Origin of the sequence: Curtobacterium pusillum, assembly GCF_007673235.1 — a bacterium.
GTDB lineage: Bacteria > Actinomycetota > Actinomycetes > Actinomycetales > Microbacteriaceae > Curtobacterium > Curtobacterium pusillum_C.
This window is the reverse complement of record NZ_VDZH01000004.1, coordinates 163,413-187,204: the sequence shown is the minus strand read 5'-3', so window position 1 is coordinate 187,204 and position 23,792 is coordinate 163,413. Positions and strand designations below refer to the sequence as shown.

Genomic DNA, 23,792 nt, shown 5'->3' with positions numbered 1-23,792 from the left:
CGATGTCGAACCCGGGTGACCCGCAGCGGTCGCAGCAGGATCGTGGGTACTACGGTGCGGGCTGGTCGCAGCCCGCACCGCCCCAGCCGGGGTCGTCCCGGTCCGCACCGCCGTCGCAGCCCGGCGGACCGTACGCTGCCGGGCCGTACGCACCTGCGCGTCCGCCCCGGCAGCCGGCCGATCCGAGGAAGGCCTGGGCGCCGGGCGCCTCGGTCACGAACACCGCCGGCGCGCTCATCGCCGTCGTGTCACTCGTGCTCGTCGAGTTCGTCTCCGGGATGATCGGGCTGATCGGGACCTCGCTCGTGGTGCACCCGTTCTCGACCTACGGCACCGGGGACAGCCTGGTGAGCGGGTTCGTCACGGGGGTCTTCCTCGCGCCGTTCCCGTTCTACGCCGGCGCATTCCTGGCGCTCGCGTTCCTGACTCCGATCGCCCGCCGCAGCCCCCTGCCCACGGTGCTCCTCCGTGCCGTGCTCGCCGGGGCTGCCGGCACCATCGCCCTCGCGCTCGTCGGGGTCTTCACCGGCTCCGTCGGTGCGATCCGGTCCGGGGGAGCGCGTCTGGTGATCGACGTCTTCACGACCCCGCTGCAGAACGGCGTCCCGTTCACCGTGATGCTCCTCGCGACCTCGACCGCGGCGTGGCTGTGGCTCGGGCGTCCGCGTGGTGGGCGCCGTGCGCCGGGATCCCCGGGCACGCCGGGCACCGTGCGGCCGGCCGACGCCGTGCCGCCCGCTACCGTGCAGCCCCCGGCACCGCAGCACGGAGTGCCGCAGCAGCCGCCGGTGCCGCCGTACGGCGGCCAGCAGCCCCCGACCAACCCGTGGGGTGGTCCGGCGCCGCGCTGACGCGTCAGCGCGCCTGCGCGCCGCGCGCCGCGTGCTGCGTGCTGCGCGCGTACGGTGCGAGGTTCCGCGCCCGGTGGGAGGCTCCGACCCTCGCACCGCGGGCGGAACCTCGCACGATGCGGAGCCGGCTGCGCACCGTGCGAGGTGCGCGGCGAGGCGGGGGCGCGCCGTGCCTCCAGGCCGGGTGTCCGGGTGCGCGGTGAGTCGGGCCGCGCCGTGCGGACTCGGTGCGACGTTTCCGCTGTCGTACGACGTCGGGGTGGTCGTACGTTGCGGGCGCGCGGTGTTGCGCGCGCGGGGTGACGACGTCTCCGCTGTCGTACGACGTCGGGCCTGTCGTTCCGGGTCCGCGCCCGGCCCGGCGGCGTCAGAGCGCGCGCTTGTCCCGCTGCGCGACGCGCAGCCCGCTCGCGATGAGCCGCAGCACCAGCTCGCGACCGGTGACCGCCGAGGCCCCGGCGGCGACGAGTTCGTCGTACCGGGAGAGCGGCACGTCGTAGTGGTCGTGGTCGAACGCCCGGCGCGGGATTCCGGCCAGTTCGGCGAACGCGTGCAGCTCGTCGTAGGATGAGTCACTGACGAGGTGTGACCACAGAGTGTCGTGAGCGGGCCACGTCGGCGGGTCGATCAACACGGTCACACGGCAATCGTACGTGTGTCGCCGTTTGACCGGACCTGGGGGCATCGAGTATTCTCGATCCCTGGTGTCAGCGGGCCGTTCTGCCTGCGTCGCCGATCGGGCCCGGCCTCCGGGAGCCGCTCGTGCAGAAGTGGGCACCCGAGACTTCCCTCAAGCAGAAATACGTAAGGATTTCCACGTGGTTTACGCAGTAGTGCGCGCCGGCGGCCGTCAGGAAAAGGTCGAGGTCGGGACGATCATCACCCTCGCCCGCGCCAAGGCAGACGACAAGGGCAACATCGACCTCGCCCCGGTGCTCCTCGTGGACGGTGACAAGATCACGTCGGCGGCTTCCGAGCTCGCCAAGGTGACCGTCACCGCCGAGGTGCTCGAGGACCTCCGTGGTCCGAAGGTCGTCATCCAGAAGTTCAAGAACAAGACCGGGTACAAGAAGCGCCAGGGTTTCCGCGCTGAGCTCACCCGTGTCAAGATCACCTCGATCGCGTAAGGCGGGAGTAGAAGATGGCACACAAGAAGGGTGCGAGCTCCACTCGCAACGGTCGTGACTCGAACGCACAGCGCCTCGGCGTGAAGCGCTTCGGTGGCGAGGTCGTCAACGCCGGCGAGATCATCCTCCGCCAGCGTGGTACCCACTTCCACCCGGGCGCCAACGTCGGCCGCGGTGGCGACGACACGCTGTTCGCCCTCTCGGCCGGTTCGGTCGAGTTCGGCACCAAGGGCGGCCGCAAGGTCGTCAACATCGTCAACGCGTAACACCACCGACGATCTGACTCTGCGGGAGGGGCGGGCCACGTGCCCGCCCCTCCCGTTCTCTTTTCTGCAACAGCTCGTGCAACACCTAGGAGTGGACCCATGGCGACCTTCGTCGACCGCGTGACCCTGCACCTCACCGCGGGGAACGGCGGCAACGGCTGCGTGTCGGTCCGCCGTGAGAAGTTCAAGCCCCTCGCCGGCCCGGACGGCGGCAACGGCGGTGACGGTGGCGACATCGTCCTCGTCGCCGACCCGCAGGTGACGACCCTGCTCGGGTACCACCGCTCGCCGCACCGTTCCTCGAAGAACGGCCAGCCCGGCATGGGCGACATGCGGAGCGGCATCAGCGGCGAGACGCTCGAGCTGCCCCTGCCGATCGGCACCGTGGTGCACGACGAGAACGGCGAGGTGATCGCCGACATGACCGAACCGGGCATGCGCGTCGTGATCGCCCCCGGTGGTCAGGGCGGTCTCGGCAACGCCGCGCTCTCGACCACGAAGCGCAAGGCCCCCGGGTTCGCGCTCCTCGGGACCGAAGGCTGGTCGGGCGACGTCAGCCTCGAGCTGAAGACGATCGCCGACGTCGCACTCGTCGGGTTCCCCAGCGCAGGCAAGTCCTCGCTCATCGCCGCGATCTCCGCCGCGAAGCCGAAGATCGCCGACTACCCGTTCACGACCCTCACGCCGAACCTCGGCGTCGTCGAGTCCGGTTCCACCCGCTTCACCGTCGCGGACGTCCCGGGCCTGATCGAGGGCGCATCGGAGGGCAAGGGCCTCGGCCTCGAGTTCCTCCGCCACGTCGAGCGCTGCGAAGCCCTGCTGCACGTCATCGACTGCGCCACGCTCGACCCGGGCCGCGACCCGATCACCGACCTCGACGTCATCCTCGGCGAGCTCGAGCGCTACCCGGTCCCGGAAGGCCAGGTGCCGCTGCTCGAGCGTCCGCAGATGATCGCGCTCAACAAGGTCGACGTGCCCGAGGCGGCCGAGCTGGCGGAGTTCGTCACCGCTGAGCTCGAGGGCCGCGGCTACCGCGTCTTCCCGATCTCCACCGCGTCCCGCAAGGGCCTGCGGGAACTGACGTTCGCGCTGGCCGACGTTGTCTCCGCCGCGCGTGCGACCAAGGCCGCCGAGCCGGCGCCGGAGCGGATCGTCCTCCGTCCCAAGGCCGTCGACGACAAGCCGTTCACGATCCGCGCCGAGGGCGGCGAGGAGCACCGCTTCTACCGCATCCGCGGTGCGAAGCCGGAGCGCTGGGTCCAGCAGACCGACTTCACCAACGAGGAGGCGATCGGCTACCTCGCCGACCGCCTGGCGAAGCTCGGCGTCGAGGACGGCCTGTTCAAGGCCGGTGCCGTCGCCGGGTCCACCGTCGTCATCGGTGGGGACGGCGGCACGGTCTTCGACTGGGAGCCCACCCTCACCTCGACCGCCGAACTCATCACGAGTGCCCGCGGTACCGACGCCCGCATCGGGGCGACCTCGCGGCCGACCCGCAGCGAGCGTCGCGAGGAGTACTTCGAACGCATGGACGCCAAGGCGGCCGCGCGTGCCGAGCTCGAGCAGGAGCGCATCGCCGGACTGTGGGCGGAGGACGGGGAGCTGTCCCCTGCCGCATCCGACCAGGACGACAGGGACTGACCGCAGCATGACCGACACGACCGCACGCACCGACCTCGGACCCGTCACCCGGCGCGAGGACTTCCCGCGTGCCAGGCGGATCGTGGTCAAGGTCGGGTCGTCGTCGGTCAGTGGTGACAACACCGCGCAGATCGCTCCGCTGGTGGACGCCCTCGCGGCCGCGCACGCCCGGGGGACCGAGGTCGTGCTCGTGTCGTCCGGCGCCATCGCCACGGGGTTCCCGTTCCTCGGTCTCGAGGGCCGCCCCGACGACCTGGCCACCCAGCAGGCGGCTGCGGCGACCGGGCAGAACGTCCTGATGTTCCGGTACCAGAAGGAACTCGACCGGCACGGTGTGGTCGCGGCGCAGATCCTCCTCACCGCGGGGGACCTGCAGAACCCGACGCACCGGGTGAACGCGCAGCGGGCGGTCGACCGGCTGCTCGCACTGCGGGTGCTGCCGATCGTGAACGAGAACGACACCGTCGCGACCCACGAGATCCGCTTCGGCGACAACGACCGGCTCGCGGCCCTCGTGGCACGCCTGCTCGGGGCCGATGCGCTCGTGCTGCTCTCCGACGTCGAGTCGCTGTACACGCGGCCGCCGGAGCAGCCCGGTGCAGCGCCGATCACGCACGTGCCGTTCGGGGACGAGCTCGCCGGTGTCACGTTCGGCTCGATCGGTGCCGCGGGCGTCGGGACCGGGGGAGCGGGGACGAAGGTCGCTGCCGCCCGCCTGGCCGCCGAGGCGGGGACGTCGGTGCTCGTGACGGCGACGGCGCTCGTCGAGCGGGCGCTCGCGGGCGAGCAGGTGGGGACCTGGTTCGAGGCGGCGCCCCGCACCTGAGCGGGTTCCTCCCGGCTGGGCGCGCTGGTCGGCGCGCGGTCGGCGCGCGGTCGGCGCGGAGCCGCGAGGTCGCTCGATCTGTCGCCACACGCGACGGCTCGCGGCGTGTCGTGCGACCTCGGCGATCGGCAGGCGGCGTGTTGCGCGACTTCGTCGCGTCTCCGGACTGGAGGCGCGGCTCGGCCCCGGCGCTCGGCGCGCCCTGGTGCGGTCGGCGCCCTGGTGGGGGCGGCGCTTGGTGCGGTCGGCGAGCGGGAGGAACACGTCCCGCTCGGCGAGCGGTGGAACCCGTCCCGCTCGGCGAGCGGGTGGAACACGTCCCGCTCGGCGCGGATCGGTGACCGTTCTCGCCCGCTCGGCGGCCGTGAGCGGCACGTCGTGACCGCTCGACGGCGGACGAGCCCGCCTGTTCCGGGGCGCTGCCGACTCGAGGACAGGTGGCCGATCCCTCCACAGGAGGTGCGCCTCCAGGCCGCGTCCACAGGCGGACCTGACCGCCGTCACGCGGCGAGGGCCCGCGCCTAGAATCGAGCCATGTCGCTGACCGCACCCGCACCGACCCTGACCGACAAGCTCGTCGCCGCCCGCGACGCGTCGTCGGCCCTCGCCACGGCGACCACCGCGGTGAAGGACGCAGCGCTCCTCGCGATCGCGGCCGGGGTGCGCGCGGCCACTGACGAGATCGTCGCCGCGAACCACGGCGACCTCGTGGCCGGGGAAGAAGGCGGCCTGTCCGGGGGACTCCTCGACCGGCTGCGCCTCGACCCCGCTCGGATCGAGGCACTCGCGGCCGCGGTCGAGCACGTCGTCGGACTGACCGACCCGGTGGGGGAGCACGTCCGTGGGTCGCGTCTGGCGAACGGCCTGCAGCTCACCCAGGTCCGGGTGCCGTTCGGGGTCGTCGGCGCGATCTACGAGGCGCGTCCGAACGTCACGGTCGACATCGCCAGCCTCGCGTTGAAGAGCGGCAACGCCGTGGTCCTGCGCGGGGGATCGGCTGCGCAGCGGACGAACGCCGTGCTGGTCGCACGCCTCCAGGACGCCGTGGCCTCGGTGGGCCTGCCGCGGGAACTCGTGCAGACCATCGACGAGTTCGGCCGCGCCGGGGCGACCGAGCTGATGCGGGCTCGCGGGCTGGTCGACGTCCTCATCCCGCGCGGGAGCGCCTCCCTGATCCAGACGGTCGTCACCGAGTCCCAGGTGCCCGTGATCGAGACCGGCGCCGGGGTCGTGCACGTGTTCCTCGACGAGTCGGCGCCGCTCCAGCGCGCCGTCGACATCGTGCTCAACAGCAAGGTCCAGCGGCCGAGCGTGTGCAACGCCCTCGAGACGCTCCTGGTGCACGAGCGTGCGGCCGAGCGGCTCCTGCCGGCCCTCGCCGACCGACTCCGCGCCGCCGGGGTGACCCTGCGCGGTGACGACGCCACCCGTGTGATCGTCCCCGGGGTGCTCCGCGCGACGGACGCCGACTGGGCGACGGAGTCGATGGACCTCGACCTCTCGATCCGCGTCGTGCCGGACGTGGACGCGGCGATGGAGCACATCGCCCGGTGGTCGACGCACCACACCGAGTCGATCGTGACGAACGACGTCGACACGGCCGAGCGCTTCATCGCAGAGGTCGACTCCGCCGTCGTGATGGCGAACGCGTCGACACGGTTCACCGACGGCGGCGAGTTCGGGTTCGGCGCCGAGGTCGGGATCTCCACCCAGAAGTTGCACGCCCGTGGGCCGATGGGACTGCCCGAGCTCACGAGCACCAAGTGGATCGTGCGCGGGCAGGGCCAGATCCGCGGCTAGACTGAACGGCGACTTCCCCCGACCGAACGGAGCATCGGACACATGACCTTCCTCGCAGAAGCCGCTGAGCACGCCTCGGGCGTCCCCGCGTACGTCTTCCCGCTCGTCGGTGCGCTCTTCTTCGCGTTCCTCGGGTTCGTGACCTGGAGCTTCCGTGACGTGGCCTACCGTCACTCGCAGAAGTTCGAGGCCACCCGCCACCACGAGACGGGTGTCGACGAGTTCGGCCACACCAAGATCTGACGCGCCACTCCATGCTCGAGAGCACGGGCCGCCCTCGCATCGGTGTGATGGGTGGCACCTTCGACCCGATCCACCACGGTCACCTCGTGGCGGCGTCGGAGGTCGCTCGTGCCTTCGACCTCGACGAGGTGGTCTTCGTCCCCACCGGTCAGCCGTACATGAAGTCGGGCGTGACCGACGCCGAGCACCGATACCTCATGACAGTCATCGCGACCGCGTCGAACCCGATGTTCACCGTGAGCCGCGTCGACATCGACCGGCCAGGGCCGACCTACACAGTCGACACGCTCCGTGATCTGCACGACCAGCGGCCGGATGCGCAGCTCGTCTTCATCTCCGGCGCAGACGCCGTCCAGCAGATTGTCGACTGGAAAGACCATGATGGTCTCTGGGACCTCGCGCACTTCGTCGCCGTGACGCGTCCGGGACACGCCTTGAGCATCACCGGATTGCCCGAACGGGACGTAAGCTTGCTCGAAGTTCCCGCGCTGGCCATATCGTCGACCGATTGCCGCGACCGGGTGAGACGCGGTTTCCCCGTGTGGTACTTGGTCCCCGACGGTGTCGTCCAGTACATCTCCAAGCACCATCTGTATCGGAGCGTTGCATGAGTTCGTCCGACGCGCAGCCGCCACTGTCGCGGCGCCAGGCGCGCGAGCGTGAGCGTGCCGCCGCGGCCGGCGCACAGCCCGTGACGCCGCCGCCGACCGTCGCGGCCCCGGCTGAACAGCCGGAGACCCGCCACCGTCCCGGATCGCACGTCGCGCCCGCACCGGGCGCGCCAGCCCAGTCGGCGGCGCCCACGTCCGCTGCGCCTGCCTCCGCTGCCGGACCGTCGTCCGCTGCAGCGCCGACCTCGGCCTCCGCAGCGCCGACCTCGGCGTCCTCGGCACCGGCCGGGGTCCCGGCGATGCCCCCGGCGTCCGCGACCGAGATCGTCCCCGGTTCCGGCGGCCTGACCCGTCGGCAGATCCGCCTCATGCGTGAGGCCGACGGCGGAGCGGTCCAGCCCGTTCCGCTGCAGAACCCGACGCCGCAGTCCTCCGACCGCACCGTGCAGGACGTGCTCGGCTCGGTCGACTCCCTGCAGGAGACTCCCCGAACAGCAGCCTCGGGCCAGCCCGACGCCGTGGCCGACGGCGCCGACACCGAGCCGGCACCCGAGACCGTCGTGTTGGACCAGGCAGCCGTCGCCCAGGCGACCGAGGCCGACGGTTCGCCGGACGCCATCGAACCCCTCGAGACCGCCGTCGCCAACAGCGAGGAGCCGCGTCGGCACCGCTCGACCTGGGCGCCGCACGACGCGCCCGAGGGTGACGCCGATGCCGTTGCGACCGCGATGCCGACACCGACCGGTGACCCCGCCGTCGAGTCCTCCACGCCGGCGGTGTTCCCGCTGTCGCTCGACGACGACGACACGAACGAGGTCCCCGTCCAGGCAGCGCCGACGTCCGCGCCGCGCTCCGCCGGGAGCGACGACGACGCTGCGGACGCCGCACCCCGTGTGCCCGCATCGTTCCAGCGCCCGTCCGAGCCGAAGCCCCTCACGACGGCGTTCGAGCCGCCGGTGGGCCACTGGTCGCAGCAGGCGCACGACTCCAACGACGCCGAGATCCACGACGAGGAGACCGGCACCCGACGCGTCGCCGTGACGAACACGAACGCGATCGTCCTGCCGAACTCGGCCCTCGCCGACCCGACCGGGGCGCTCAACGCCACGGGCGAGGTCATCCTCACCGGCTCGATCGACCTGCCGGCGTCGCTGTCCTCGACCGGGTCGCACCGGCCGATCGACGGCGCCGAGGTGGACCGCCTGCTCGAGCAGCACGACGAGCAGCCCGACACGGACGCCAGCCCGGTCCGTGCCAGCCGAGCGGTGTCGAGCCACACCTCGACGCGTCAGGTCGTCCTCGCCGCCGCCAAGCCGAAGGAGTCGCGCATGCCGGTCATCCTCGGCGTGACGGCCGGTGCGGTCGGTGTCGCCGCGGCCGCGGTCATCGTCGCCGCGCTCCTCATCACCCACCCGTTCTGAGCCCTCCCCACCACGCACGGCCTGGCCGGGTGCCGGTGGGTGGCTTATGATCGGGTCCCATCAAGCGATCCGGACACTCCCGGGTCGACGACCGGAAGGAATCCGTGACCGCCTCCTCACGCGCACTGGAACTCGTGCAGACAGCCGCCCTCGCGGCCGACGCCAAGCAGGCCGAAGACCTCGTCGCCCTCGACGTGACCGGGCCGCTGCAGCTCACTGACGTGTTCCTGCTCGCGACCGGCCGGAACGAGCGCAACGTGCTCGCCATCGCGGACGAGATCGAAGAGCGCCTCCTCGAAGCCGGGGCCAAGCCGCTCCGCCGTGAAGGCCGGAGCGAGGGCCGCTGGGTCCTCATCGACTTCGGTGACATCGTCGTGCACGTCTTCCACGAAGAAGACCGCCAGTACTACTCGCTCGAGCGCCTCTGGTCGGACTGCCCGACCATCCCGCTCGAGCTCCCGGTGGACCACACCGCCTGATCGCGACGCGCCCGGGTGGCGGCGACGATTTCGTCACCCGGCGTTCGCATGGTGTACGCTTCTATGGTGCCTCCGGGGAACTGGTCGGCACGAAAGCAACACTTTTTGGGTCTGTGGCGCAGCTGGTAGCGCACCTGCATGGCATGCAGGGGGTCAGGGGTTCGAGTCCCCTCAGATCCACCATCACCCCCGTCGTTCTCCGGAACGGCGGGGGTTTTCCGTTGCCGCGACGCATCGACGACCTCGCGTCGCCGTCCCGATACGCTGAGCGCATGAGCAGCGACGCCCCCCTCTCCGGTTCCGCCCTGACGATCGCCGCAGGCGGCTACACGGCCGAGCTCGCCTCGGTGGGGGCGACGCTGCGGGCGCTCCGGTACGAGGGCCGCGACTTGGTGGTGCCGTTCGACGCCGACGAGGTCCGTCCGGCCTTCCGCGGTGCCGTCCTGGCCCCGTGGCCGAACCGCGTGGTCGACGGCACGTACCGGTTCGGTGGGACCGGGACCGGAACCGGCACCGGCGACGGCGACGGCGACGGCGACGGCGACGGCGACGGCGACGGCGACACCCTGCACGAGCTCGCGCTCACCGAGCCCACCCGCCACCACGCCCTGCACGGCCTGGTCGCCTGGACCGACTTCCGGACCGTCGCGCACGAAGCCGACCGCGCCGTCCTCGCCACGACGATCCCCGCGCAGTCCGGGTACCCGTTCCGCGTCGAGGTCCTCGTCGAGTACCGCCTCGACGCCGAAGGGCTGCACACGACGATCACCGGCACGAACACCGGGCCCGACGCCGCGCCGTGGGGGACCGGCCCGCACCCGTACCTCGTCGGCGGCGAGGGACGTGTCGACGACTGGACCCTGACGCTCCCGGCCGCCGAGGTGCTCGAGGTCACCGAGGACCGGCTCATCCCGACCGGGCTCGCACCGGTGCACGACGAGTTCGACCTGCGGAGCGCGACGCTGATCGGCGACCGGTTCATCGACCACGCGTACACGGGGTTCGACCGCGACGCCGACGGCACCGCGACGATCCTCCTCACCGCGGCCGACGGGCACGGTGTCCGGGCGTCGTTCGGACCGGAGTGCCCGTGGGTGCAGGTCCACACCGCCGACCACGTCGTCCCCGAGTACCACCGTGCGGGTCTCGCGGTCGAGCCGATGACCTGCGCGCCGGACGCGTTCAACGCCGGTGTGGACGCCGGACTCGTCGTGCTCGAGCCGGGTGCCTCGCACGCCGCGTCGTGGACGATCGCCGCGGTCTGACGGCGGACCCTGCCGTCCGCATCGAGGTCCGCGCCCTCCCGATCGTCCCGGACCTCGGGGCCCTGTCAGCAGCGGCGGACGGCGACGTCGTCTGGCTCGACTCCTCGCTGCCGCCGGACGCCCCGGAAGCGGCGCACGCCCGAGCGCGCTGGTCGGTCCTCGCGCTGACGGACGGCCCCTTCGCCGCCCGGTTCCGGCACGAGGGACGCCGTGCCGACGTCACGGTGTCCCCGTCGTCGCACCGGTGGTTCGGCCCGTCCCGGCACGACGACACCCCGGCGTTCGCGGTCCTCGACGACCTGCTCGGGCGCACGCCGGCGCTGCCGGAACCGATCGCCGGGTGCGGCTTCGCGCTCGGTTGGGTCGGGTTCCTCGGCTACGAGCTCGGACGCGAGTCCGGCGGCGTCGACCGCACGGCTGACGGGCACGCGGACGCCGACCTGCGGTTCACGGACCGCGCGGTCGTCGTCGACGCAGGCGGCGCCGCCTGGGCGCTCGCCCTGGTGGCCGACACGGAACCGGCGGCCAGCGCAGCGAACCGCGCATGGCTCGAGACGGTGACCAGCGGGCGGACGTCGGCCGACGTCGCCGACGTGCCCCCGTGCCTCCCGGCCGGTGGAGCGGCGACCGGACGCGTCACGCGGGCCGTCTACGAGACGGCGGTGGACGCGTGCCGCGCGGAGATCCGCGACGGCAACGCGTTCCAGGTGTGCCTCACGACCGCCTTCGGGCTGGTTCCGGCGGACGGCCTGGAGGCGCGGCGCGGCCCCGGTACGGACCCGCACCTGTCCGAGTACCTGCGACTGCGCGCGTCCGACCCCGTCCCGTTCGGTGCGTACCTGCGGCTCGGCCCGCTCCGCGTGGCGAGCCGGTCGCCGGAGCGGTTCCTGCGGATCGAGGCCACCGGGGCGGTGTCCGCGGAGCCGATCAAGGGGACGCGGCGGCGGCGCGCGGACCCGGGGGAGGACGCGGCGGTGCGTGCGGAACTCGCGGCGAGCGTGAAGGACCGCGCGGAGAACGTGATGATCGTCGACCTGCTGCGGAACGACCTGCTCCGGACGGCCGTGCCGGGGTCGGTGCACGTCGATCGGCTCTGCGACGTCGAGACGTACGCGAGCGTGCACCAGATGGTGTCGACGATCGGTGCGGTGCTGCCGGACGGTGCCTCGCGGGCGGCGGTGGTGCGCGCGGCGTTCCCGCCGGGATCGATGACCGGCGCGCCGAAGATCAGTGCGATGGCGATCGCGGACCGGCTCGAAGGGGCTCCCCGAGGCGTGTACTCGGGCGTGATCGGGTACTTCTCCGCCAGCGGCGCGGTCGATCTGTCGGTGGCGATCCGCACACTGGTGACGGTGGTCGACGACGCGGGTTCGGTGCGGTCGCGGACGTTCGGGGCCGGCGGCGCGGTGACGTGGTCGTCGGTGGCGGCGGACGAGGCGGACGAGGTCGAGACGAAGACCCGGTCGGTGCTGTCCGGGGTGGGGGCCGTCGCGCGCTGGTAGGTCGCGCTGGGTTTTTCTGCGGATTCGGCGTGTCGAACGTGTGTTCGGTCTGGTTGTCCACAGGATGTCGGTCCTCGTTGACATCATCGAACACATGTTCGAATATGAGGGCATGCAGACGGCGGCGGCACTCCGGTCGTCCGGGGCTCCACAGGAGTCGACCGGGCGGTCCGGTCCTGCCCGTCCGGTGCGTCGCGTCGACCACCTCGGGGATGCCCGGGCGGCGCTCGAGCGCATCACGTCGTTGCGCTCGCGGGTCGCCGAGATGGAGTCCACGCGCGTCGACACCGAGGGGCTGCCGACCGCCGAGGCACTCGCGCCCCTGCTGCCGGGCGGGTCGATCCGGGTCGGGGGCGCCTACGCGGTGCACGAGTCGGTGCTCCTCGCGATGACGATGCTGCAGGCCGCCTCGGCCGCCGGTGCCTGGTGCGCGGTGGTGGGCGTCCCGTCCTTCGGGGTCGAGGCAGCCGCCGCCGCGGGGATCGACCTCGATCGGCTCGTGCTCGTCCCGGACCCGGGCGACCAGTGGCTCACCGTGACCGCGGCCCTGGCGGACGTGGCGCAGATCGTCCTCACCCGTCCGCTCGGCCGGGTCGTGCCGGGTGACGTCTCCCGGCTGTCGGCGCGCCTGCGGCAGCGTGGCGGGGCGCTGGTGGCGCTCGGGTCCTGGCCGGGGGCGGACGTCACGCTGCGGGTGACGCGGTCCGAGTGGAGCGGCATCGGGGACGGCCACGGCTTCCTGACCGAGCGGCGGGCCACGGTGTCGGCGTCCGGGCGTGCGGGGGCGGTGCGGCCGGTCGACGCCGAGCTCCTGCTGCCCGCGGCGGACGGTACGGTGCGGGCCGTCGTCCCCGCCGCTGGCGTGGGTGCCGGGTCGGACACCGGGCGTGTGCTCCGTCCCGTGGCGGTGGCGTCGTGAGCCCCCGTCGTGGCGGTGCGGTGCCCGACGCGCGGTCGATCCGTGCCGACGCGCTCGCCCGTGGGGGAGCCCTGCCCGAGCCGCCCCCGACCCGGACGATCGTGCTGTGGTGCCCGGACTGGCCGGTCATCGCCGCCGCCCGTGCCGCCGGGTCGCCGCCGGACCACCCGTTCGCGCTCGTGGCGAAGGGGCAGGTGTACGCCAGCTCCGCCAGTGCCCGGCAGCAGGGGGTCGTGCGGGGCCTCCGCGTGCGAGAAGCGCAGGCGCGGTGCCCGGAGCTCGTCGTGCAGTCCTACGACGACGCCCTCGACCACCGGGCGTTCGAACCGGTGATCCGTGCGGTCGAGGCAGCCGTCCCCGGGGTCGAGGTCGTGCGCCCCGGCACCCTCGCGCTGCGCTCCCGGGGTCCCGCGCGCTACTACGGCGGTGAGCGTGCCGCGGCGGCGACCCTCGCGGGCATCGCGGCGGACCACGGCGCTCCCGGGGTCCGAGCCGGGATCGCCGACACCCCGTTCGCCGCCGAACAGGCCGCACGCGCCCGACCCGTGCGCCCCGGGGAGCGCGTCCGGATCGTGCCCGTGGACGGCTCGGCACCGTTCCTGGCCGGGCTGCAGCTCGGGGTGCTCGGTGACGCCGACCTCGCGATGCTGCTCGGGCGGCTCGGCATCACGACCCTCGGGGAGTTCGCCGCGCTCGGCGACGAACAGGTGCGCGACCGGTTCGGCGTGGCCGGGGCGTTCCTGCACCGGCTCGCCGGTGGGCGCGACCCCCGGGCGGTCGCGGCGCGTGACGTCCCGCCGGAGCTCCGGGTCGAGGCCGCCTTCGAACCCCCGCTCGACCGCGCCGACCAGATCGCGTTCGCGTTCCGGCGGTCGGCCGACGACTTCGCCGCCCGGCTGCAGGCCGCCGGCCTCGTGGCCACGACGATCCGGGTCGGCATCCTCGACGAGCGGGACATCCTGCTCGAGCGCACCTGGGTGCACCCGCGGTGGTTCGACGCGGCCGACGTGGTCGACCGGGTCCGCTGGCAGCTCGCCGGCGGGGTCGACCCGACCGGGCTCGAGGCCCCCGTCGTCTCGGTGGTCCTGGAACCCGTCGCCGTGGACGACACGGCGAACCACGAGCGCGGCCTCTGGGGGACCGGCCCGGACGAACGGGTCCACCACGGGCTCGCCCGCGTGCAGGGACTCGTCGGACACGACGGGGTCGTCACACCGCGCATCGGCGGCGGACGCACCCTGGCGGAGCGTGTCGTGCTCGTGCCGTGGGGTGACGCCCCCGTCGGCGGTGAGCGCGCCCTGGCGACCGTGCGGGACCGTCCGTGGCCCGGCAAGCTGCCCGGACCGCCGCCGGCGACCGTGCTCGACCGACCCCGACCGGTCGACGTGGTGGCTGCCGACGGCGGCACCGTCGACGTCGACGACCGCGGTGTCCTGACCGGGACCCCCGAGCGCTTCCGGGCCGAGGGGGAGCGCGGTGGTCGGTTCGACCCCGTGACGGCGTGGGCCGGGCCCTGGCCGCTCGTCGTCCGCTGGTGGGAGTCCGGCGGGCGACGCCTGCACCGGCTGCAGCTCGTCGACGCCGAGGGGCGTGCGTGGTACCTGGTGCTCGCCGACCACCGGTGGTGGGCCGAGGCGGTGGCGACGTGACGCGCGCGAGTGGGGAGCACTGATGGGGTACAGCAACCCGCCGATCCCGTGGTCGCAGTTCGAACGTGCCCTGTCCGACAAGCGGAGTCCCGGCAACACGCACGACGGTGACGGCGGCGACAGTCCGGCGTGGTCGCGGAAGCGCTCGCGGTACGAGGCGCCGGGTGGCCAGCAGGACACGGGCAACGTGCCCGTCGTGCCCTACGCCGAACTCCACGCGCACTCCACCTTCAGCTTCCTCGACGGCGCGAGCGGACCGGAGCACCTCTTCGAAGAGGCAGCACGGCTGCGCCTGCACGGCCTCGCCCTCACCGACCACGACGGCTTCTACGGCGCCGCCCGGATGGCCGAGGTCGCCGAGGCCTACCCGACCGTGGCGACCGTGTACGGCACCGAGCTGTCCCTCGGGCTGACCGAACCGCAGAACGGCGTGCCCGACCCCGAGGGCACGCACCTGCTGCTGCTCGCCGACGGCCAGGACGGCTACCACCGGCTCGCCGGCGCCGTGACGAGCGCCCACCTCGCCGCCGGGGCCGAGAAGGGACGGCCGCGGTACGACCTCGACGACCTCGCGGCCCGGTCCGACGGCCACTGGCGGGTCCTCACCGGCTGCCGGAAGGGCGCTGTCCGGCAGGCGCTCGAGCGCGGCGGCGAGACCGCGGCCGAAGCCGCTCTGCGCGCACTGCTCGACCGGTTCGGGACAGCCGGTGTCGTCGTCGAGCTCATCGACCACGGCGACCCGATGGACACCGCCCGGAACGACGCCCTCGCCGCGCTCGCCACGAAGCACGACCTGCCGACCGTCGCCACCGGGAACGTGCACTACGCCACCCCCGACCGGTTCCCCGTGGCGACGGCGCTCGCCGCGGTCCGGGCGCGGCGCAGCCTCGACGAGATCGACGGCTGGTTGCCGGCCGCCCCCACGGCGTACCTGCGCTCCGGTGCCGAGATGGCCAGACGGTTCGCGCGGTACCCGGGGGCCGTCGAGCACAGCGTGGAGCTCGCCGACCAGCTCGGGTTCCGGCTGAAGACGGTCACGCCCGGGCTGCCGGACATCGACGTCCCCGAGGGGCACACCACGATGTCCTGGCTGCGGGAGCTCACGTGGCGCGGTGCCCGACGGTTCTACCCGGGCAGCGCCGACGGGGTGGACCCGCAGAAACGGGAGCGCATCGAACGCGAGCTCTCGGTGATCGAGGACAAGGACTTCCCCGGCTACTTCCTCATCGTGCGGGACATGGTGCAGTACGCCCGGGACCGCGGGATCCTCTGCCAGGGGCGGGGCTCGGCGGCGAACTCGGCGGTCTGCTACCTGCTCGAGATCACCGCGGTGGACTCGATCCGGTACGGGTTGCCGTTCGAGCGGTTCCTGTCGGCGATGCGCGACGAGGAACCCGACATCGACGTCGACTTCGACTCCGACCGGCGCGAAGAGGTCATCCAGTACGTGTACGAGAAGTACGGCCGGTTCAACGCCGCCCAGGTCGCGAACGTCATCACCTACCGGCCCAAGGGCGCCGTGCGGGACATGGCGAAGGCGCTCGGACACAGCCCGGGGCAGCAGGACGCCTGGTCGAAGCAGGTCGAGCGCTGGGGATCGGTGACCGAGAGCCAGGACCACGACATCCCCGACACCGTGGTGGACATGGCGCAGCAGGTGCTCGGGTTCCCGCGACACCTCGGCATCCACTCCGGCGGCATGGTGCTCACCGCCCGGCCCGTGGGCGAGGTCGTGCCGATCGAGCACGCCCGGATGGACGGCCGCACGGTGCTGCAGTGGGACAAGGACGACTGCGCGTACATGGGGCTCGTGAAGTTCGACATGCTCGGACTCGGCATGCTCGCCGCGCTGCAGTACTCGTTCGACCTCGCCGACGAGCACTGCGGGGAACGCTGGGACATGCACTCGATCCCGAAGGAGGAACAGGGCGTCTACGACCAGCTCTGCCGTGCGGACACGATCGGGGTGTTCCAGGTGGAGTCCCGCGCGCAGATGGGCACGCTGCCCCGTCTGCTGCCCCGGCGGTTCTACGACCTCGTGATCGAGGTCGCCCTGGTGCGTCCCGGACCCATCCAGGGCGGCGCGGTGCACCCGTACATCCGCCGCCGCACCGGCGAGGAGCCGATCACCTACATCCACCCGTCACTCGAACCCGTGCTCGAGCGGACCCTCGGGGTGCCGCTGTTCCAGGAGCAGCTCATGCAGATGGCGATCGCCGTGGGCGGCTGCTCGGGGGACGACGCCGACCTGCTCCGGCGGGCGATGGGGTCGAAGCGCGGGCACGAGAAGATCGACCGGCTGCGCGAGAAGCTCTACGCGGGGATGGCAGCGAACGACATCCACGGCGAGGACGCCGACGCCATCTACGCGAAGATCCAGGCGTTCGCGAACTTCGGCTTCGCGGAGAGCCACTCGATCAGCTTCGCGCTCATCGTCTACGCGAGCGCGTGGATGCGGTTGCACTACCCGGGAGCGTTCCTGGCGGCGCTGCTCCGGGCCCAGCCGATGGGGTTCTACTCGCCGCAGACGCTCGTCGCGGACGCCCGTCGGCACGGGGTGCGGGTACTGCGGCCCGACATCCTGCGGTCCGGCGTGGACGCCACGCTCGAGCCGCTGCCCGAGGGTGAGCGTGCGAGTGCGCCCAGCGGCGCGGACGCCTGCCTGGCCGAGGAACAGCCCCCGGTGCTGCCGTTCGACAAGGCCTCGCCCGACGACACGGCACGGCACCGCCGCGACGGCGCCTTCGCGGTCCGGCTCGGTCTGGCCGAGGTCTCCTCGCTCGGACGGAAGAGCGCCGAGAAGATCGTGGCCGAACGCGATGCCCACGGGCCGTTCACCGACATGTCCGACCTGGCACGTCGGGTCGGCCTGACCACGGCCCAGCTCGAGGCGCTCGCCGCCGCCGATGCCTTCGCCGCACTCGGGGTGGACCGCCGCGGGGGCATGTGGTCTGCCGCCCAGGCCGCTGCCGAGCGCCCGGACCAGCTGCCGGACACCCAGGTGACGGTGCAGCCACCGCTGTTCGGGCAGATGACGAGCGGCGACGTCCTCATCGCGGACATGTGGTCCACGGGGATGACGACCGACGACCATCCCGTGCGCCACGTCCGTGACGGGCTGGTCGCCCGCGGGGTCCTCAGCGTGCAGGACACCGCGACGGCGGAGACGGGGCGGCGGGTGGAGGTCGGTGGGATCGTGACGCACCGGCAGCGACCGGCGACCGCCTCGGGCATCACGTTCATGAACGTCGAGGACGAGACCGGGTTGGTGAACGTGATCTGCAGCGTCGGGGTGTGGGGGCGGTACCGGCGGGTGGCGCGCGAGGCGCCAGCGGTCGTCATCCGGGGGATCCTCGAACGCTCACCCGACGGGGTCGTGAACCTGGTGGCGGACCGGATCGAGCACCTGTCCCTGTCCGTCCGCACGCGGTCGCGGGACTTCCAGTGACCGGGTGGCGTCAGGAGACCGCGGGGAGACGGACCGTGACCTCGAGTCCACCAGAGCGGACGTTGCGGAGGGATGCTGTGCCTCCGGCCCGCTCCGCGACCGCTCGGACGATCGCGAGCCCGAGTCCGGAGCCGCCGGGCAACGGGATGCCGCCGGTGGCCGGGTCGGGGTTCGGGCGCGACTTCCGGGCCTCGTCGGGGCGGGTGAACCGGTCGAAGGCGACGGGGATGAACGACTCCGGGACGCCGGGGCCGTCGTCGGTGATCTGCAGGACGCCCTCGTTGCCCGTGCTCCGCCAGGACACGAAGATGCCGCCGCCGCGGGGGAGTGCCGACACGGCGTTGCCGGCGATGTTCGTGACGAGCTGCGCCATCCCACCGGTGTCGAGTCGGTACCGCGGTTCGACCGTACCGCCGCCGATGCCCGGCCCGGAACCGCCGACGGCGACGGGGGACTCGAGGTCGAAGTCGACCGTGATGTCCTTCGCCGAGGCGATCAGCCGGACGCGGTCGACGGCGGACATGACCTCGTCGCCGAGGTCGGACCACCCGGTGAGGGTCTGCTGCTGGCCGTCCTGGTCACGGCGTTCCGACTCCTCGATCCGGGACAGCGCGAGCAGGTCGTTCGCCAGGCGGGACAGCCGCGCGACGCTGAGCTTCGCCCGTTCGATGTGGGCGGCGAGGGCTGCGGCGTCGTCGCCGTCGAGCGAGGCGAGGTCGAGCTGGGTCGTCAGGATCGCCAGGGGCGTGCGGAGCTCGTGGCTGGCGTCCGAGACCATCTGGCGCTCGCGCTCGGTCGCCTGGCGGGTGCGCGCGAGGAAGGCGTTGAGCGTCGTGGCGAGGGACGCCAGTTCATCCTGGGCCGGGCCGACCGGCAGCTCCGCGCGCTCCGGGGCGACGGAGAGCCGTTCTGCCTCGCGGCGCATGCGGTTCACCGGGCGCAGGGCCGCGGTGGCGAGCGCCCAGGATGCGATTCCGAACGCGACGAGGATGGCCAGGCCCGTCAGCGAGAGCGTCGACGTGAGGTCGTCGACGACGATCGCCTCGGCCTGGGAGTTCCGGGCCGCGACGACGGTCCAGCGTCCGGCCTGGTTCACCGGGTGCTCGACGACGACGCGGTACTCCGATCCGGACACCCGGATGAGCGAGGTGCCGGCCTTCGTCGACGTCAGGCTGCCGAGCGCGCGTTCCACGCGCGGCGGCATGGTGGACAGCGCGATGTCGCCCGACGGCGACACCACCGCGACGAGCTGCGCGTTGCCGGGCGGGGACAGGTCGGGGTCGCTGTCGACCTCGAGCGTCGCGACGTACGGGTCGGCGTCCGCGTCGAGCAGGGTGCGCGTGGCACTCGCGACGACGCTGACCACCTGGAACCGCATGACGAGCACGAGCAGCACGATGACGACCGCGGCGATCGCGGTCGAGCCGATGGTGATGCGCGAACGGAGCGACAGCATCCGCAGCGGACGGATCAGACCGCGCCTCGGGGTGTCCGATCCGGAGGTGGGCAGGGGCCCGGTCACGCCCCGAGCAGGTCGAGCCGGTAGCCGCGGCCGCGCACGGTGGAGATCGCGACCGTGGCCTCGTGCGAGGTCAGCTTCTTCCGGAGGTACGAGATGTACTGCTCGACGACGTTCGGGTCGACGTGCTGCGATCCGTCCCAGACCTCCTCGAGGATCTTCGGACGGTCGACCACGGTGCCGACCGATCGTGCGAGCAGCCGGAGCAGGGCGAACTCGGTGGGGCTCACGGCGACCCGCTGGCCCTTGATGGTGATGCGGCGGGCCTCGGAGTCGATGCCGACGTCGCCGACCTCGATGGTGCGGGGGGCGCCGGCGGACTCGCGACGGCCGAGGGCGCGCAGGCGAGCGGTGAGCTCGGCGAACGCGAAGGGCTTCGTGAGGTAGTCGTCGGCACCGGCGTCGAGGCCGAACACCCGGTCGTCGACGGCGTCGCGCGCGGTCACGAGCAGGATCCGCACGGGGTCCTCGCGCTCGCGGATGCGCCGGGCGAGCTCGAAGCCGGACATGCCGGGCATCATCACGTCGACGACGGCGAGCTCGAACGCCTGCTCGCCGAGCGCGATGAGCGCTTCGACGCCGTTCTCGACCGCCGTGACGCGGTACCCCTCTGCCGCGAGCCCACGCTCCATGAGCGCGCGCATCTCGTCATCGTCCTCGACCACCAACAGGCGCATAGCGACCTCCTCGGATCCATCGTGGCATCGAACCGGCCGACCGGGGGCGTTCCGTCACCGAACTCGCTGAATCTCGTCACAGTGAACGGGCAGAACGGTCTGTCCCTCGTTCGTGGGACGTGAGGACTTCTTGCCTCCTTGCTAGGCTCGCGCTCCGGACGGCGCGTACCCGACGCTGCGTCCACAGGGGGCACCATGAACGACTCGCCGGACCACCCGGCCCTCGTCCGTCTGCGTGCCGAGCTCGACGCTGCCTGGAAGGGCATGGGCGTGCTCGGTGACATGGAGGACGTCAGCCGTGACCGCGTCGTCGCAGAACTGCGCGCCGCGGTTCCCGACGTCGCCAGTCGGGCCGCGCGTGCGGCGGGGACCGATGCCGTGGTCGCGGAGATCAACCGGTTCGCGGCGGCCGAGGTCGTCTCGACCGACACCGCCGTGCCGACGGCGACGATCTGGGACGACATCGTGCACTCCGCGGCCGAGGCCGCGAGCGCCGCACGCTGAGCGTGCCCGCGGACGCCCGCGCGCGCCCGCCGCGCATCGAGTGAACAGAAGACGTCGAGTTCGTCGCGCGGACTCGACCATTTCTGCTCACTGAACGCGGGCAGTCGGACTGGAGGCGCGACCGACGTGGGCCGGTCTGCTCACGTGGGCCGCGCCTCCAGTCCGAATCGCGCGGAGCGTGACGTCGGCCGGGTATGCGCGGATCGGCTTCCTGCGGCGGGAGTCATGGGAGGACCGCGCGCTAGTCGTCCTCGCCGAGCAGTTCCTCGCGGACGCGCCGGATGTCCTCCAGGAGTGCCCCGATGAGCACCCAGTGCCGCGAGTTCGGCCGGATGACCTCGAGCGGCGCGGTGAGCGCGGGCTCCGCAGCGGACGCGACCGGCGACGAGACCGATGACCCGACCGACGACCCGACCGCCGGGGCCACCGGGACCTCCGACGCCGCGACCCGCGCACTGAGCGCCCGGACGTCGGCCGCGATCCGAGCGACCTCGGTCGCGATGCTCCCCACCACCGGGTCCGCCCGGAGGTCCGGCGCGGTGTTGTCCTGGATCGCCCGCGTCATGCCGGTGACCCGCGTGACGAGGACGCGCAGGTGCTCGGTGACGACGATGTCCTCGTCGAGGATGGTGCGGTGCCGGCCGCCGCGCGGGTTCATGGTGAGGGACTCCCGGGCCGCGGTGAGCGAGGCCTCGGCGCGGGCGTGCTGCTGCCGGAGTGCCCGTGCCTGCAGCAGGGCCTCGTGCCAGCGGTCGTGGTCCCACCCCTCGGTGAGGCCGATCGCGACCCGTTCGAACGCGGCCGCGGTGTCCCGGGCGAGCCGGGCGACGGCGAGGTGCGCGGGGCCGAGCAGCACCGGCGGCACGATGACGGCGTTCACGATGAGGGCGACGATCGCGCCGAGGACGGTCTCGAGGATCCGGTCCGCCGAGTAGTTCGGCGTCACCACGCCCGCAGTGAGGACGAGCATCCCGCTGATGCCGACCTGGGTCGCCGAGGTCGGGGTGAGCCGGAGTGCCCACGCGATGAGGATCGCGAGCACGATGACGAGCAGCACGACCCACACGGTGTCGCCGAGCAGCAGGTGGAACCCGGTGGCGAGCACGACGCCGAGGACGACGCCGGCGCTGCGTTCGAGCCCCTTCACGAACGACTGGTTGATGCTCGGCTGGACGACGAGCAGTGCGGCGATCGCGGCGAAGGTCGGGAACGGTCCGTCGATGAGCACCCGGCAGAGCAGCACGGCGGCGACCACCGCGACCGCGGTCTTGACGACCTGCAGGAACGGCGTGCGACTGGAGCTGCGGAGACGCGCGACCGGGTTCACGACGACCACGCTAGCCACGGTCCGCGCGCCGAGCCGTGCACGAACGCGACGAAACCCGCCCCGTCCGGTTGACTGGTCTTGTGTGGCCCAACCATGAGCGCGTCATCCCGCAGGCCTTCGCCGGCTCCGGGACCTCCGTGGTGGCCGCACGCGCCCACTCCGTCGAACCGTCGGGGAACGGCTACCTCTACGGGTACGAGGTGGACACGGTCGACCGCAACGGTCAGCGCGCCACCGTCCTGACCTACGTCGACACCGGCGGGACCCACGACCAGAACAGTGCGATCGTCACGGATCCGTCCTCGGGGGAGCCCGTCTCGGTGTGGGCCTACCCGAACGACCCCGGGCTGCCGGTGCTGCCTCAGGTGACGTACCGTGACGCCGTCGCCGAGCTCCTCACCACGCTCGGCATGCCCGTGACCGACCCGACCCTGACCGTCGCGGCGTACCGGCCGGGCAAGCGCGCCGTGGTCCGGGTGGACGCCGCCGAGGGGACCGTGTTCCTCAAGGTGGTCCGGCCGCACCGCGTCGGCCCGATCGAGAAGTCGCACGAGCAGTTCGTCGCGGCGGGGCTCCCGGTCCCGCGGGTGCTGTCCAGCCGTGGCGACGGCCTCCTGGTGCTCGAGCGCATCCGGGGTGTGCCCGCCGGCAGCCGCATCCTCGACATCGCCGACGACCCGCGCTTCGTGGCGTCCCTCGCGGCGCTCACCGGTCGGATCGCGACGGTGCCGATGACACAGCAGGCACGCGCGGACGCGATGGACCACGCCGACTGGCACCGCCGGACGCTGGTCGCCGCGCTGCCGCAGGACGCCGAGGAGATCGACGGGCTCTACGACGCGATCGGCCGACGGTCGATCGGTTGGGCGACGGCGACGAAGCAGGTGGTGCACGGCGACCTGCACCTCGAGCAGGTGTTCGTCGACGAGGACGAGCCGTGGCGCATCTCCGGTCTGCTCGACATCGACACGGCGGGCTGGGGCTTCCCGGTCCGCGACATCGGCGCCGTGGTCGCGCACCTCGTCGTCACCGGGCTGTGGCACCGTTCGCGCGGCGACGCGGAGCGTGGTGCGGCGGCCGAGCGCCTCGCCGACGCGGTCGCGCGCGACTGGGTCGCGCGGAACCCCGACCAGGCGGACCGGATCGGCCCGGCGATCGGCGCGCAGCTGCTCGCGCACGCCGGTGGCCAGGCGACGACCGGCTCGGCGAACGGGATCCAGACCGCGGAGCAGCTGCTGGCCGCGACGCAGGCCGCCCTCGCGGAGGCCGCCCCCGTCGTCCCGTCGGACGGACGCGTCCGCCCGCGGTCCGCACCGTCGCTCTGAGGTCGCCAGACACGCCGCGTCTGCGGTATCGAGGTCGCGCGGACGGCCGCAGGGCGGCCCCGGCGGCGACAGATCGTGCGACCTGGGGAAGTGACCCATGCGGACGGGAGGCGCGTGGCGGGGTCGCACCGTGCCTCCCGTCCGCCATGTGGCGGGGGAGGCGGACTGGAGGCGCGACTCGCGCGGGTGTCGTCGAGTCGCCTCCGTCGGTGGTCGGGGAGTAAACTGGGCGCGCACGCACCGCGTTCCCGCGTGCCGCGTCGATTCCGGACGCAGCAGTCGGTCACTTGACCGACGTGGGAACCGGATCCGTGGTCGTCCCGAGGGGGCGTCACGTGCGTGTGACGGCGCTGGATCCCGGCGCGGACCGTCGCATCCGGCGCACACCCGGT

At 72.8% G+C, this 23,792-nt stretch carries 21 protein-coding genes and 1 tRNA gene; 18 read left to right on the top strand and 4 right to left on the bottom strand.

The features are described 5' to 3' along the window. Positions 1 to 2: 2 nt before the first annotated feature. The gene (locus tag FS532_RS12570; protein WP_144754773.1) at positions 3 to 851 is read left to right on the top strand and encodes a hypothetical protein; all 849 of its coding nucleotides are present in this window, start codon (positions 3 to 5) and stop codon (positions 849 to 851) included. A gap of 367 nt (positions 852 to 1,218) precedes the next feature. Here FS532_RS12570 and FS532_RS12565 read toward each other — a convergent pair whose 3' ends face one another. Then, positions 1,219 to 1,491, bottom strand: coding sequence for a DUF4031 domain-containing protein (locus tag FS532_RS12565; protein WP_144754770.1), 273 nt, complete (start codon positions 1,489 to 1,491; stop codon positions 1,219 to 1,221). 178 nt (positions 1,492 to 1,669) lie between these two features. Here FS532_RS12565 and rplU point away from each other — a divergent pair, with 178 nt between their 5' ends. The 15 genes from rplU (at position 1,670) to FS532_RS12490 (ending at position 18,048) form a co-directional block, all read left to right on the top strand. Then, positions 1,670 to 1,978, top strand: coding sequence for a 50S ribosomal protein L21 (gene rplU / locus FS532_RS12560; RefSeq protein ID WP_144754767.1), 309 nt, complete (start codon positions 1,670 to 1,672; stop codon positions 1,976 to 1,978). A 14-nt stretch (positions 1,979 to 1,992) separates the two neighbouring features. Next, complete coding sequence (gene rpmA, locus FS532_RS12555; RefSeq protein WP_022905368.1) at positions 1,993 to 2,244, top strand: 50S ribosomal protein L27; 252 nt, start codon at positions 1,993 to 1,995, stop codon at positions 2,242 to 2,244. Positions 2,245 to 2,343: 99 nt separating this feature from the next. Beyond that, positions 2,344 to 3,885, top strand: a complete 1,542-nt coding sequence (gene obgE, locus FS532_RS12550; protein ID WP_144754764.1) for a GTPase ObgE — start codon at positions 2,344 to 2,346, stop codon at positions 3,883 to 3,885. A 7-nt stretch (positions 3,886 to 3,892) separates the two neighbouring features. After that, positions 3,893 to 4,711 (top strand): glutamate 5-kinase, encoded by an 819-nt coding sequence (proB, locus tag FS532_RS12545; protein WP_260852669.1) that lies wholly within the window; start codon positions 3,893 to 3,895, stop codon positions 4,709 to 4,711. Between the two features lie 534 nt (positions 4,712 to 5,245). Further along, positions 5,246 to 6,511, top strand: a complete 1,266-nt coding sequence (locus tag FS532_RS12540; protein ID WP_144754761.1) for a glutamate-5-semialdehyde dehydrogenase — start codon at positions 5,246 to 5,248, stop codon at positions 6,509 to 6,511. Positions 6,512 to 6,553: 42 nt separating this feature from the next. Further along, positions 6,554 to 6,754 (top strand): hypothetical protein, encoded by a 201-nt coding sequence (locus tag FS532_RS12535; RefSeq protein ID WP_079238598.1) that lies wholly within the window; start codon positions 6,554 to 6,556, stop codon positions 6,752 to 6,754. Positions 6,755 to 6,765: 11 nt separating this feature from the next. Beyond that, positions 6,766 to 7,365, top strand: a complete 600-nt coding sequence (nadD, locus tag FS532_RS12530; RefSeq protein WP_079238599.1) for a nicotinate-nucleotide adenylyltransferase — start codon at positions 6,766 to 6,768, stop codon at positions 7,363 to 7,365. Then, a complete protein-coding gene (locus tag FS532_RS12525) occupies positions 7,362 to 8,786 on the top strand; it encodes a hypothetical protein (RefSeq protein ID WP_144754758.1) in 1,425 nt (474 codons plus the stop codon). Before nadD ends, FS532_RS12525 begins: the two co-directional genes overlap by 4 nt. Before the next feature lie 104 nt (positions 8,787 to 8,890). Beyond that, on the top strand, positions 8,891 to 9,265 hold the full coding sequence (gene rsfS / locus FS532_RS12520; RefSeq protein WP_079238601.1) for a ribosome silencing factor: 375 nt from the start codon (positions 8,891 to 8,893) through the stop codon (positions 9,263 to 9,265). 107 nt (positions 9,266 to 9,372) lie between these two features. Further along, positions 9,373 to 9,448 (top strand) — tRNA-Ala (locus tag FS532_RS12515). A gap of 89 nt (positions 9,449 to 9,537) precedes the next feature. Beyond that, complete coding sequence (locus FS532_RS12510) at positions 9,538 to 10,530, top strand: aldose 1-epimerase family protein (RefSeq protein ID WP_186322030.1); 993 nt, start codon at positions 9,538 to 9,540, stop codon at positions 10,528 to 10,530. Further along, complete coding sequence (locus FS532_RS12505; protein WP_186322029.1) at positions 10,509 to 12,032, top strand: anthranilate synthase component I family protein; 1,524 nt, start codon at positions 10,509 to 10,511, stop codon at positions 12,030 to 12,032. Before FS532_RS12510 ends, FS532_RS12505 begins: the two co-directional genes overlap by 22 nt. A 94-nt stretch (positions 12,033 to 12,126) precedes the next feature. Next, entirely contained in the window at positions 12,127 to 12,951 is an 825-nt protein-coding gene (locus FS532_RS12500; RefSeq protein ID WP_186322028.1) for a hypothetical protein, read from the top strand. Then, positions 12,948 to 14,600: a DNA polymerase Y family protein gene (locus FS532_RS12495; RefSeq protein WP_260852668.1), complete on the top strand. Its 1,653-nt coding sequence runs from the start codon at positions 12,948 to 12,950 to the stop codon at positions 14,598 to 14,600. The genes FS532_RS12500 and FS532_RS12495 overlap by 4 nt, the downstream gene beginning before the upstream one ends. A gap of 22 nt (positions 14,601 to 14,622) precedes the next feature. Then, complete coding sequence (locus FS532_RS12490) at positions 14,623 to 18,048, top strand: error-prone DNA polymerase (protein ID WP_144754752.1); 3,426 nt, start codon at positions 14,623 to 14,625, stop codon at positions 18,046 to 18,048. 10 nt (positions 18,049 to 18,058) lie between these two features. Here the strand turns inward: FS532_RS12490 and FS532_RS12485 are convergent, their stop codons facing one another. Continuing rightward, a complete protein-coding gene (locus tag FS532_RS12485) occupies positions 18,059 to 19,570 on the bottom strand; it encodes a sensor histidine kinase (protein ID WP_144754749.1) in 1,512 nt (503 codons plus the stop codon). Further along, entirely contained in the window at positions 19,567 to 20,244 is a 678-nt protein-coding gene (locus FS532_RS12480; protein ID WP_079238605.1) for a response regulator transcription factor, read from the bottom strand. Before FS532_RS12480 ends, FS532_RS12485 begins: the two co-directional genes overlap by 4 nt. 195 nt (positions 20,245 to 20,439) lie before the next feature. Here FS532_RS12480 and FS532_RS12475 point away from each other — a divergent pair, with 195 nt between their 5' ends. Continuing rightward, positions 20,440 to 20,748 carry a hypothetical protein gene (locus tag FS532_RS12475; protein ID WP_144754746.1) on the top strand — a complete coding sequence of 103 codons (309 nt, stop codon included), beginning with the start codon at positions 20,440 to 20,442 and terminating at the stop codon, positions 20,746 to 20,748. Positions 20,749 to 20,989: 241 nt separating this feature from the next. On the opposite strand, the gene FS532_RS12470 is transcribed toward FS532_RS12475, so the two are convergent. After that, on the bottom strand, positions 20,990 to 22,075 hold the full coding sequence (locus FS532_RS12470; RefSeq protein ID WP_186322027.1) for an FUSC family protein: 1,086 nt from the start codon (positions 22,073 to 22,075) through the stop codon (positions 20,990 to 20,992). 80 nt (positions 22,076 to 22,155) lie between these two features. Here FS532_RS12470 and FS532_RS12465 point away from each other — a divergent pair, with 80 nt between their 5' ends. Continuing rightward, positions 22,156 to 23,400 carry a phosphotransferase enzyme family protein gene (locus FS532_RS12465; protein ID WP_144754740.1) on the top strand — a complete coding sequence of 415 codons (1,245 nt, stop codon included), beginning with the start codon at positions 22,156 to 22,158 and terminating at the stop codon, positions 23,398 to 23,400. Positions 23,401 to 23,792 lie beyond the last annotated feature (392 nt).

What these genes read in the sequence shown, in the direction of transcription:
- FS532_RS12570 (WP_144754773.1), top strand. Translation starts at nt 3, where the DNA reads ATGTCGAACCCGGGTGACCCGCAGCGGTCGCAGCAGGATCGTGGGTAC.
- FS532_RS12490 (WP_144754752.1), top strand. Translation starts at nt 14,623, where the DNA reads ATGGGGTACAGCAACCCGCCGATCCCGTGGTCGCAGTTCGAACGTGCC.
- rpmA (WP_022905368.1), top strand. Translation starts at nt 1,993, where the DNA reads ATGGCACACAAGAAGGGTGCGAGCTCCACTCGCAACGGTCGTGACTCG.
- FS532_RS12480 (WP_079238605.1), bottom strand. Translation starts at nt 20,244, where the DNA reads ATGCGCCTGTTGGTGGTCGAGGACGATGACGAGATGCGCGCGCTCATG.
- FS532_RS12475 (WP_144754746.1), top strand. Translation starts at nt 20,440, where the DNA reads ATGAACGACTCGCCGGACCACCCGGCCCTCGTCCGTCTGCGTGCCGAG.
- FS532_RS12525 (WP_144754758.1), top strand. Translation starts at nt 7,362, where the DNA reads ATGAGTTCGTCCGACGCGCAGCCGCCACTGTCGCGGCGCCAGGCGCGC.
- FS532_RS12500 (WP_186322028.1), top strand. Translation starts at nt 12,127, where the DNA reads ATGTTCGAATATGAGGGCATGCAGACGGCGGCGGCACTCCGGTCGTCC.
- FS532_RS12510 (WP_186322030.1), top strand. Translation starts at nt 9,538, where the DNA reads ATGAGCAGCGACGCCCCCCTCTCCGGTTCCGCCCTGACGATCGCCGCA.
- FS532_RS12540 (WP_144754761.1), top strand. Translation starts at nt 5,246, where the DNA reads ATGTCGCTGACCGCACCCGCACCGACCCTGACCGACAAGCTCGTCGCC.
- FS532_RS12535 (WP_079238598.1), top strand. Translation starts at nt 6,554, where the DNA reads ATGACCTTCCTCGCAGAAGCCGCTGAGCACGCCTCGGGCGTCCCCGCG.
- obgE (WP_144754764.1), top strand. Translation starts at nt 2,344, where the DNA reads ATGGCGACCTTCGTCGACCGCGTGACCCTGCACCTCACCGCGGGGAAC.
- nadD (WP_079238599.1), top strand. Translation starts at nt 6,766, where the DNA reads ATGCTCGAGAGCACGGGCCGCCCTCGCATCGGTGTGATGGGTGGCACC.
- proB (WP_260852669.1), top strand. Translation starts at nt 3,893, where the DNA reads ATGACCGACACGACCGCACGCACCGACCTCGGACCCGTCACCCGGCGC.